Annotated in this window: 8 protein-coding genes and 2 pseudogenes; 3 read left to right on the forward strand and 7 right to left on the reverse strand. The window is 64.4% G+C overall.

Translation table 11 applies throughout. The features are described 5' to 3' along the window. The 5 genes from pilQ to pilM all read right to left on the reverse strand — a co-directional run. Nucleotides 1-1,701: type IV pilus secretin PilQ (pilQ, locus tag Q427_RS11880; protein ID WP_081785962.1), on the reverse strand; the 1,701-nt coding region annotated here is incomplete at its 3' end. A 5-nt stretch (nt 1,702-1,706) separates the two neighbouring features. Beyond that, nucleotides 1,707-2,306 (reverse strand): pilus assembly protein PilP, encoded by a 600-nt coding sequence (locus Q427_RS36870; protein ID WP_442905481.1) that lies wholly within the window; start codon nt 2,304-2,306, stop codon nt 1,707-1,709. Then, the gene (locus Q427_RS11890; protein WP_043514099.1) at nt 2,303-2,926 is read right to left on the reverse strand and encodes a type 4a pilus biogenesis protein PilO; all 624 of its coding nucleotides are present in this window, start codon (nt 2,924-2,926) and stop codon (nt 2,303-2,305) included. The genes Q427_RS36870 and Q427_RS11890 overlap by 4 nt, the downstream gene beginning before the upstream one ends. 43 nt (nt 2,927-2,969) lie before the next feature. Then, nucleotides 2,970-3,488: a PilN domain-containing protein gene (locus Q427_RS11895; protein ID WP_051496312.1), complete on the reverse strand. Its 519-nt coding sequence runs from the start codon at nt 3,486-3,488 to the stop codon at nt 2,970-2,972. Next, nucleotides 3,485-4,546, reverse strand: a complete 1,062-nt coding sequence (gene pilM, locus Q427_RS11900; protein WP_043514101.1) for a type IV pilus assembly protein PilM — start codon at nt 4,544-4,546, stop codon at nt 3,485-3,487. Before pilM ends, Q427_RS11895 begins: the two co-directional genes overlap by 4 nt. A 270-nt stretch (nt 4,547-4,816) precedes the next feature. Between pilM and Q427_RS11905 the strand changes: the two are divergent. Continuing rightward, nucleotides 4,817-7,344, forward strand: a pseudogene (locus tag Q427_RS11905) (penicillin-binding protein 1A). A gap of 108 nt (nt 7,345-7,452) precedes the next feature. Continuing rightward, nucleotides 7,453-8,220, forward strand: a complete 768-nt coding sequence (locus tag Q427_RS11910; protein ID WP_043514103.1) for a DUF481 domain-containing protein — start codon at nt 7,453-7,455, stop codon at nt 8,218-8,220. A gap of 75 nt (nt 8,221-8,295) precedes the next feature. Here the strand turns inward: Q427_RS11910 and Q427_RS11915 are convergent, their stop codons facing one another. Both Q427_RS11915 and rpmE read right to left on the reverse strand, forming a co-directional pair. Then, nucleotides 8,296-9,567, reverse strand: a complete 1,272-nt coding sequence (locus tag Q427_RS11915; protein WP_043514105.1) for a malic enzyme-like NAD(P)-binding protein — start codon at nt 9,565-9,567, stop codon at nt 8,296-8,298. A gap of 255 nt (nt 9,568-9,822) precedes the next feature. Then, complete coding sequence (gene rpmE, locus Q427_RS11920) at nt 9,823-10,038, reverse strand: 50S ribosomal protein L31 (RefSeq protein ID WP_043514107.1); 216 nt, start codon at nt 10,036-10,038, stop codon at nt 9,823-9,825. A 20-nt stretch (nt 10,039-10,058) separates the two neighbouring features. Here rpmE and priA point away from each other — a divergent pair. After that, nucleotides 10,059-11,365 (forward strand): annotated as a pseudogene (gene priA, locus Q427_RS11925) (replication restart helicase PriA); the annotation flags it as partial.

An 11,365-nucleotide genomic window follows, 5' to 3' on the forward strand; every position in this document is an offset into this window, starting at 1 on the left:
CTGGATGATGGTCGCTTTACGCTGGTTGGCCGTAATGATGCGCGGCTGGGAGATGGTCTGGCTCTGGTTTTCGCTCTCCAGCGCACGTAACTCCAAATCAAGCAGAATATCACCCGACAGGTAGCCGAAGCCGAAAGTCGATACAGCATTGTCGAAGCCACCCAGATCAACGGCCAAACCACCACTTCGTGTGGAGCGCTCAGTAAACCGACGATCCACTCGGCCGCCTTCGTTAAGCGATATCCCGTCACCGAAAGTTAAGCCATCACGGGTACTGCTTCCAAAAACGCCCCGCACGGGACGTGAAGATGAGACCCCCCAGTTGACACCGAGCTGCTGGGTCACGCCATCGCGGGCGATCACGATGCGCGCCTCGATCTGCACCTGGCGAACCGCCACGTCGAGCCGGTCGAGGGTGCGCAGGATCTCCTGCACCTGGTCGGCGGTATCCTGAATCAGCAGCATGTTGGTGCGCTGGTCCACCGCCACCCGGCCACGCTCGGTGAGCAGGCCGAAGCCATCGCCACCCCGCAGCAACTGGGCCAGATCCTCGGCCCGGGCATACTTGACCTCAACGTACTCCGAGACCAGCGGCGCCAGGGTCTCCACCTGCGCCCTGGCTTCGATCTCCTGACGCTCGATATTGGCCAGCTCACTGGCAGGTGCCACGACAATGACGTTGCCTTCCTGGCGACTGGCCAGGCCATGACTCTTGAGCACCAGATCCAGCGCCTGGTCCCAGGGCACGTCCTGGAGGTTGAGGGTGACCCGTCCGGTCACGCTATCGCTGGCGACGAGGTTGAGGCCGGTGAAGTCGGCAATGACCGCCAGCACCGAGCGGACCTCGATATCCTGGAAATTGAGCGTGATACGCTCGCCGGTATAGGGAAACTGCTGGCGTACCCGCTGGTCACGCTCTGCCTGGGCAACCGGTTGCGCCTCGATGGTCAACTGGCGGCCGCTCTGGGTGGAGAGCATGGCGAACTCGCCGCTACCTTCGATATCGAAGGTCACGCCATCACGACCGACCCGCGGGGTAATCCGGCGCAGCGGCGTATTGAAGTCACTGACATCGAGCACCTGGTCGTGAGAGGCGGGAAGCTCCACGTCGCGAATGTCAGCAACGATGCGGTTACGCCCCTCTTCCCGCACCCGCGCATCGACGCCAGCGCGGTCGAACGTCACGATCAGCCTTCCCGCGCCGCCTTCGCCGCGGCGGAAGTCGATATCTTCGATCACAGGCCTACCGCTGGCGGGTGCGGGTGCCGGTGCGGGTGTCGCCTGGCGAGCCACCGGCTGCTGCGCGACCGCTGTCGTCGGCGCGACCGCCGCCCCGCCGCCGATGGAGAGCCTGAGTCGATCACCCTGCTGGGTGGTGTCGTAGGGCAGTGGGCCATCCAGGTTGAAGACCAGCCGTGTCCGCGACCCCGCCTCGAGGGCGGTAACCTGCTCGACCCCCCCGATTCCCAGCTCCATCCGACGCTGCTCCAATTGATTGGCGGTATCGACCAGGTCGATGGTCAGTCGTGCAGGGTCGTCCAACCGATAGCCACGCACCTCCGGCACCCCGTGACTGAAGGTGAGGTCCACCTGGAGCTCCCCGCTCTCGCCCTGTCGAAAATCCAGGCCGGTCAGTGTCGTCGCCGCCAGTGCCGCCGAGGACACTGCCAGCAGGCAGAGCCCTGCCATTGCGCGAATCATCTGTTTCATCGTTCCCCTTCCCCCCGCCTGAGACCACACCCCTGCTTGGGCGCGGCGATGCAGCCGTCTTGGCTAGTCGTTGTCCAGTGCGATGCGCGTGTTGCGCTCAACCCAGCCGCCACCGCCCGTTGGCACCAGCTCCACCAGCTGCACCGAAGACCCTGTGATACTGACGATCCTGCCGTGGTCGCCTCCCATGTAGCTCCCGACCTGCAGGCGATGGACTTCTCCATTCGGCGCCTTGATGAGGCATTGGACTGCCCGCCCATGGTCAGCACGCCGACCAGCTCCAGCTCTTCCAGCGAATAGGTTTCCAGCGGCTCCCGCGGCCGGTCGGCATCCGGTGCCACTCCTGCATCCCCTGCCGGCCTCGCTTCCGGTTCCGGCAGCTGAGGCCGGAAGGGACTGCGACGGTCCCCTTCTTCATAGGGCGTCGGCGCGTAACGCGGCACCTCGGGGAGTTCCAGCGGCTCCGGCATGCCCGGATTGGCGCGGATCTCGGCCAGCTCGCGGTCGAGAGACGAGAGCTGGGGGTCCGCACAGCCGGCAAGCGCCAGCACCAGCCCAGCGCTTGCCCCCAACCAGCGGTGTCGTCTACTGCTCATGGCGACGCCTCCTGGGCCGATGGAAGATAGCTGTAGGTGCGCGCCAGCATTGACAGCCTCAGGCGATCGCTCCCCTCCACCGGCGCCAGGGTAAAGTCATGCTGGGTAACGATACGCGGCAGCGATGCGATGCCGGCCAGGAAGGCGGCGATGTGGTGATACCGCCCCTCCACCTGGATATCGAAGGGCCGCTCGATATAGAAATCGCGCTCCACGGTGCCACGCAAGCGAATGAAATCAATCGACAGCTGGTTATCGATGGCGATTTCGCTGATGCTGTCGATCAGCGATGGGATTTCGGCCCCCGACGGCAACATGGCCATGAGCCGATCCATGCGGGACTCGAGTACGGTCATCTGCTCGAGCATGTCCGGCAACCGGGCTGCCTGGGCGGCACGGTTGCGATAGTCGCGCAGCAGCTGGCGCTCTTCCGCCTCCAGCTGCTGCAGCTCCACCGCCTTGGGACTGGCGAGATACCAGTGCATGCCGGCAAAGGTCAGGCCGAATATCAGCGCGCAGCAGATCACCTGCAGCAACCATGGCCAGGCGCCCGCCTCCTTGATGTCCAGCTCTCGCCAATCGAGTTCGCGCAAGCGACGCAGCTCAGCCTGTAGGCTCATGGTGCCTCCCCATCGCCGCCGGACGACCGGCCTGCCAACTGGGTCACACTGAGCTGAAGCGCCGCCTGGCGCCGCCATCGGACTCGACTTCGGACAGCACCGGCTCGGAAAGCGAAGCCGCAGCGGACAATGCTCGCAACTGATCGGATACCTGATGATTGCTTTCCGCGCGACCGGAGAGCCTCAAGCGACTCTCCTGCCGACTCAGTTCGGTATAGTGAACGCCGTCGACCAGGCTGTTGGCCAGGTCACGAAAGACCTCTACCGTCTGCGAGCGACCCCGTTGCAATTCACTGAAGACCTCGATCTGGCCGATCATGCGCTCACGGATGGCTTCGTATTCGCTGATCGAGCGAATATCACCCTCCATGCCCTGAATCCGGTCACGAACATGGGCATTGCGCTGCTCCTGGGCCGCAAGCGCTTCCTGGTAGTGATAGGTCATGCCCAGGCCGCCCACCATACCCAGGACCGCCACCAGCGCCATGGCAACATAGAAGCGCCGGCTGCGACGTTCTCGCTGACGCTCTCGCCAGGGGAGCAGGTTGATCTCGATCGTCATGGTGCCGACCTCATTGCCAGCCCGCATGCCGTCAGCATGGCGGGCGCATCGCTGGCGAGTGTCTGGACGTCGATGCGAGTATTGATCCGCATCCGCAGGAAGGGGTTGGCGATCACGACCTCCATGCCACTCTCCTGCGCCAGCCGCTCCGCCAGGCCGGGGATCACGCTGGACCCGCCGGCCAGCACCATGCGCCGCACCTCGTGCTTGCGGCCGGCTGTATAGTAGAGCTGCAGCGAGCGACCGACCTGCTGGACCAGGGTGTCCAGGAAGGGGGCCAGCACGCTGGTCTGGTAATCCTCGGGCAGGCCGCCACGCTTCTTGGCCAGGCCCGCCTCTTCCAGGGTCAAGCCGTAACGGACGCGGATCTCCTCGGTCAGCTGCCGCCCCCCGAACACGGTGTCCCGGCTGTAGGTGATTCGCCCCTCTCGCAAGACGTGAAAGGCATTCATGGTCGCCCCGATATCGACCAGCGCTACGCAGTCGTCGTCTGCGCCGGCAGGGGGCAACTGATGGCGCAGCTCGGTGAAGGCGCGCTCCATGGCAAAGGTTTCCACATCCACTGCCGCCGGGGTCAGGCCCGCCTGCACCAGTGCGTCGGTGAGCTGATTGACATCCTGCTGACGACAGGCGACCAGCAGGATGTCCTGCTGGTCGCCATAACGGGCATTGAGCCCCAGCCGCTGGAAGTCGAAGGCGACCTCACTGAACGGAAACGGAATATGCTTGTCTGATTCAAGCTGGATACGCGCCTCGATCTCATCGTCATTGAGCGAAGCGGGTAGCGTCAGTGTCTTGGTAATCGCGGCGCTGGCCGGAACGGCAGCCACGGCAAGCTTGGAAGAGGGTCTCGCGCTTTCCACAGCACGGCGCAAGGCATCGGCCACCTCGCCCATGTCACGAATGCGTCGCTCCACCACGGCACCTTCCCGCAAGGGCCTGACGGCGTAGCTGTCGATTTGATGATGGGAGCCGGCCCGCCTGAGCTCGATCAGCTTGACCGTTGCCGAGGTGATATCGACGCCTATCAGCCCCTTGCCGGAAGCTCTGAGTCGCATCAATTCTTATTCCTGCGTATTCAGTCGCGATATTCCGCTTGTTATCGGTCAGTTCGCCTTAGGTCGCCTGGACGACAAGGCTCAGAAAGATAGTACCTTGAACTCTAGGAACGAGGTTACATGATATTGGCCTTAGTCACACAAAGTTGGACTTCCGTCGCCTCAACGCTGGTGGCCGACGGCCTGGATTCATATAATGGTTGTCGCCAGTGAAGGCCCGCTCCATCGTCGCCCTTTCCTTCCTGCCCTCATCACGGATACCGTCTTTTCATGAAGTGGATCAAGACCCTGATTTTCTCGGCCTTCTGGCTGCTGATAGCGCTATCGACCACGGCCCTGCTCGGTGTGGCCGGCGCAGCCCTCTACTTCACACCCGGCCTACCCGACGTGCGTCAGCTTCAGGATTTCGAGCTGCACACCCCCCTGCGCATCTTCACCCGCGACGGCAAGCTGATCGGCGAATATGGTGAAGAGCGCCGCATGGCGGTGGATTTCGACGAGATTCCCGCAGAATTCATCCAGGCGCTTCTCGCCGCCGAGGATGCCGCTTTCTTCGAACACCGCGGCGTCGATCCGCGCGGCCTGGCACGAGCCGCCGTGGAGCTGGCTTCCAGCGGCGGCGATATCCAGTCCGGCGGCTCTACCATCACCATGCAGGTGGCCCGCAACTACCTGCTGACCCTGGACCGGACCTTCACCCGCAAGATCCGCGAGATCCTGCTGGCACTGCAGATGGAGCGAATCCTCACCAAGGAGGAGATCTTCGAGCTCTACGTCAACAAGATATTCCTGGGGAACCGCGCCTACGGCATTGCGGCAGCGGCGGAGGTCTACTACCACAAGCCCCTCGAGGAACTCAGCCTGGCCCAGAAGGCGATGATTGCCGGGCTTCCCAAGGCCCCTTCCGCCTTCAACCCGCTGGCCAATCCCGAACGCTCGCTCATCCGGCGCAACTGGATTCTCTATCGCATGCGTCAGCTCGGCAATATCGATCAGGCCAGCTATGAGGCTGCCGTTCAGGAGCCCATCACCGCGCAACGCCATTTCGCCCAGGTCGAGGTGGACGCCGACTATGTCGCCGAGATGGCACGGCAGTATGCCATCGAGCGCTTCGGTGAGGAGGCCTATACCGGCGGCTATCGCATTCACACCACCCTGGACAGCGACCTCCAGCCTTTTGCCCGTGACGCCCTGGCCAACGGCCTGATCGCCTACGACACCCGGCACGGCTGGCGCGGGCCGGAAGAGACCGACGTCCCTGGCAGCCTTGCCGAGGCCCAGGCGCGCACCGAGCGCCGAGGCCTGGAGGAGGAGCTGTCCGAATCACCAGAGATACTGGAAACGGCCCGCCAGGCGGCTGAACGCAGCCAGACCGAGGTCGAGGGTGTCGATGGCGATGTCAGCAACTGGCTGCGCCTGCTGGAACGCACCCCCGGGCTCGGCCCCCTGCAGCCCGCCATCGTGGTTGCCAGCGAAGGCCGCGAGATGCAGGTCATGACGCGCGGCGGCGAATTGCGCACCGTGGAGTGGGACGGCCTGAGCTGGGCCCGTGCCTATCGCAGCCCACGGGCGCGCGGCCCCGAGCCGAGCTCCGCATCCGAGATCGCCAGCACTGGCGACCTGGTGCGCATCCTGCAACGGGAAGACGGTAGCCTGCGCCTCTCCCAGCGGCCCGGCGCCGAAGGCTCGATCGTGGTGCTGGAGCCCGACACCGGCGCCATTCTCGCCCTGCAGGGCGGCTTCAGCTTCAATGCCAGCAAGTTCAACCGAGCGGTGCAGGCCCAGCGGCAGTCCGGCTCTATCTTCAAGCCGTTCGTCTTCCTGGCGGCACTCGACACCGGCCTGATGACCGCCTCAAGCGTGGTCAACGACGCCCCGGTGGTGCTGCAGGATGGGAGCAACGAAATCTGGCGCCCGGTGAATGCCAGCGGCGATTTCCTCGGCCCGACACGGCTACGCGTCGCCCTGGCCCGCTCACGCAACCTGGTGACCATTCGCATACTTCAGACACTGGGGCTGGACGCCACCATCAACTATCTGGAAGGCTTCGGCTTCGCTTCGAGTCGACTCCCTCGCGGACTGTCACTGGCCCTGGGTAGCGCCGACCTGACCCCGCTGGAGATGACCAACGCCTATGCTGTGCTGGCCAACGGCGGCTATCAGGTCTCGCCCTGGTTCATCGATCGTGTCACTCGCATCAGCGACGACAACCTCATCGAAGAGGCCAGCCCGATGATTGCCTGCCGGGAGTGTCGCGACGACCAGACCGAAGTGGAGATCGACGGCCGGGTCTACCAGGTCGCGCCCCAGGTGGCCGATCCCACTGCGGTCTATATCCTCACCGACATGCTGCGTGACGTGATCGAAACCGGCACCGGACGCGCCGCTCTCAGCCTCAACCGCAGCGACGTGGTCGGCAAGACCGGCACGACCAACAACCAGCGCGACGGCTGGTTCGCCGGCTACAACCGCGACCTGGTGGCGACCGTCTGGATCGGCAAGGACGATAACGAAACGATCGCCGAGTATGGAGCAATGCCGCCCTGCCGATCTGGATCGAATTCATGGAGCACGCCCTCGACGGCCGCCCCGAGGCCAGGCCAGAAAGGCCTTCGGGCCTGGTGCAGGCCAGGGTCGACGGGCAGACCGGCCGGCGCCTTGCCGACGGACAGTCCGGCGGCATCAACGAGATCTTCCACCCCGACTACCTGCCGGACATGGAGCCTCGCCGCATCGAACAGGAAGTCGAACAGAGCAGTGGCTCCCAGGGGAGCGGAAGCTACGAGGCGATCTTCTGAGCCGATAGCCTCGCCGGGCGGCAGGGACGCCGCCCCTTACGTCTTGCCAACCGCGTCTGCCGCACTCCCATGCGGTCCAGCCTCACGGAAACGCAGGTACGCCTTGTCATGCAACGCCCTACAACGTCTAATTGGATCGCCCTCGGCCTCTTGGCATTCTCCGGCATCGCCCTTCCTGGCAGCGCCCAGGCGAGCGGACTCTTCTATGCCCCACCCCCTCCCGATGAAGAAGCCCCCACCTTCAGCGGCGAAGCCGAGCTCGGCTACACCCACCTCTCCGGCAATACCGACAGCCAGACCCTGATCGGCAGGGGCCGACTCTCCTGGCTGACCGGCGACTGGACCCATACCCTGCGTGGCGAGGTGCGTAACGTCACCCGCGACGGCGATACCAGCGCCGAGCAGTATCTGCTCTCGGGTCGGGAGCGCTACGATTTCGATGGCCCCCACTATCTGTTCGGCTTTGCCCGCTGGGAAAAGGATCGCTTCAGCGGCTACGACCAGCAATCCACCGCCATTGGCGGATACGGACGAGACATCATCGACGGCGAACGCCACCAGTTGTCCCTCGAAGCCGGCCCGGGCTACCGCCATGATCGTATCGACAATGAAGAGAACCGGGGACTCGGCGTGATCTACAGCGCCCTCGATTATCGCTGGGCCCTCTCGCAATTCGCCAGCCTGCGCCAGGAGATGTCCGTCGAATCCACCGATGAGAACACGACCTCACGCTCGCTCTCCTCACTCACCGCCCGCCTCAATTCGCGACTCTCCCTGCGGCTGTCGCATGAAGCCAAGCACAACTCCAATCCCCCCGAGACGGCCGTGGCCAACACCGATCACACCACCAACGTCACGCTGCTCTACACCTGGTAGCGCCAAGGCGTCGGCGCCCCTCAACGCACTGCGCCGGCCCAAGGGCCGGCGCAGTGACGGGGACAAGCAGGGAAATCAATTGCCGTAGACGTCAGCCACGGTCTTGAGCGGGTAGTGGGCCGGATAGGGCCGTCGCGCCACGCCGGAATCCACGGCCGCCTGGGCCACCGCCGAGGTAATCCGCTCCAGCAGACGCACATCCACCGGGGTGGGGATGATGTACTCGGGGCCGAACGCCATGTGGTCGAGCTCATAGGCATCGAGCACTGCCTGGGGCACCGGCTCGCGGGCCAGATCCTTCAACGCGTGCACCGCCGCCACCTTCATCTCCTCGTTGATGCGCGTGGCGCGCACATCCAGCGCACCGCGGAAGATGAAGGGAAAGCCCAGCACATTGTTGACCTGGTTGGGGTAGTCCGAGCGACCGGTGGCCATGATCACGTCAGGCCGGGTCTCGCGAGCCAGCTCAGGGTTGATCTCGGGGTCCGGGTTGGTACAGGCGAAGACGATGGGGTTGGGCGCCATCTTGCGAATATGGTCGGCCGTCATCAGGTTGGGACCCGAAAGTCCGATGAAGACATCGGCACCATCGATGGCGTCGTCCAGGGTGCGCTTGTCGGTTTCCACGGCGAACATCGCCTTGTAGGGGTTGAGTCCCTCGCGACCAGCATGGATGACGCCACGGCGATCGAGCATGACCAGGTTCTCGGAACGGGCACCGCAGGAGATCAACAGCTTCATGCAGGCGATGGCTGCCGCGCCTGCGCCCAGGCAGACGATCCTGGCATCCTCGAGTCGCTTGCCGGCGATATCGAGCGCGTTGAGCATGCCCGCCGCGGTGACGATGGCGGTACCATGCTGATCATCGTGAAACACGGGGATGCTGCACTGCTCGATCAGCGCCTGCTCGATCTCGAAACACTCGGGCGCCTTGATATCCTCGAGATTGATGCCACCCCAGGTGTCGGCAATACGTGCCACGGTGTCGATAAAGGCCTGGGGGCTCTCGGCATTGACCTCGATATCCACCGAATTAATGCCGGCGAAGCACTTGAACAGGACACCCTTGCCCTCCATGACCGGCTTGCTGGCCAGTGGACCCAAGTTACCCAGGCCGAGAATGGCACTGCCATCGGAAATCACCGCGACGAGGTTGCCCTTGCCGGTGTAGCGATAGGCGTTCTCCGGGTCACGGGCAATTTCACGGACCGGCTCGGCGACACCGGGGCTGTAGGCGAGAGAGAGATCACGAGCCGTCGCGGTGGGCTTGGTCAGCTCCACCGAGAGTTTTCCGGGAATGGGCTTGGCGTGATAGTCCAGCGCGGCCTGCTTCTTGGCGTCTGTCATGCTGTGATCCGGTATCCGAGTAACGTAGGGAAGAGAAAAACAGAATATAGAAAAACCTTCCACTCCTCAATGCCCGCCCGGTTCGCGCATTTTCTTTGCCTTTTCATGACCATTCGAAGCCATTTGCTGTAACTTATGCTCAACAGATCAGTCATAAGTCATTGCTTATCGCTGCGCACCTCCAACGTATAGGCAAAAAGAAACCCGCCACCTGGGCGGGTTTCCTCTCGGCCGCAGCCGCGGGCAATGCTCGCATCAACCACGCTTGATGGCGGCACCGAAACGCTTGTTGAAGCGCTCGACGCGACCACCGGTGGTCGCCTGCTTCTGCTTGCCGGTATAGAAGGGGTGGCACTGGGAGCAGACGTCCAGTGACAGGTCATGGCCGACCGTGGAGCCGACCTCGAAGGTCGCGCCACAGGAGCAAGTGGCGGTGACCATCTTGTAATCGGGGTGGATACCTTGTTTCATCTTGAGCCTCATGGAGCGGTATGCCGCCACCTGATCCATTGCCAGGCACCGCATACGGGTTGTCTGTCGTCTCTAACCGGTTGCCGCCGGGCGCGCCAGGCGCCACGACGGCGGAGCATTCTAGCAGAGCCGAGGCCGGAGGCCAATTGCCCGACGCATCTTGCAGCATCCCCCGCGTACTGCGCGTGGCCATCCCCACGCCACTGCGCCGGCTTTTCGACTATCGTCCAAGCCAGACGCCGCCGCCCGAGGCTGGCAGCCGGGCATCCGCGTTCGCGTGACTTTCGGTCGCCGCCAGGCGGTGGGCGTGGTGGAGAGCTGCCACCAGGACAGCGAACTGCCACTGGCCAAGCTGAAGCCGGTGGAGGAGTGGCTGGACGCAATCCCACTGCCGGCCGACTGGCTCTGGCTTTGCCGCTTTACCGCCCGCTACTACCAGCACTCGCTGGGCGACACCCTGCATCAGGCCATGCCGGTGCTGCTGCGTCAGGGCCGTCCCCTGGCGGGCCGCATGCGCGAGCAGTGGCGGGCCATCGACAGTGGCGGCCAGCCGGACGACGAGCGTCTCAAGCGAGCTCCCCGCCAGGCCGAACTGCTGGCCATGCTGCGCCAGCATCCCCACGGCCTGCCGACTCAGGCGATCCTGGCCCAGTCCTTTACCCGCGAGCAGCTACTGGCCCTGGTGGAGAAGGGCCTGCTCCAGCGCCATGAGACCCCCTTGACGGCCTCTCCCCAGCCAGCCAGCGGCCACCTGCTGGCCGAACCGTCATTGCCGCTGAAGCGGGAGCAGGCAGCGGCCCTAGCGGCCATCCACGAGCGCCTGGATCACTTCCATCCCTGCCTGCTCCACGGGGTCACCGGCAGCGGCAAGACCGAGGTCTACCTGCAACTGATCGAAGCCGTGGTGAAGCGCGGCCGCCAGGCACTGCTGCTGGTTCCCGAGATCGGCCTCACCCCCCAGACCCTGGCCCGTTTCCGCCAGCGCTTCCAGGTCCCGGTGGTCGCACTGCACTCGGGGCTGACCGACAATGAGCGCCTGGACGCCTGGGAAGCCGCCGCCAGCGGGCGGGCCCCCATCGTCATCGGCACGCGTTCGGCCATCTTCACACCGCTCTCCCGCCCCGGCGTGATCATCGTCGATGAGGAGCACGACAGCTCGTTCAAGCAGCAGGAGGGGCTGCGCTATCATGCCCGGGACCTGGCCGTGGCCCGTGCCCACCACCATGGCATCCCGCTGGTGCTGGGCACCGCCACCCCGTCGCTGGAGAGCCTGCACCATGCCCGCAGCGGCGCCTATCGCCACCTGAGGCTGACCCAGCGCGCCAGC

The sequence above is a fragment of the Halomonas sp. BC04 genome (assembly GCF_000568385.1).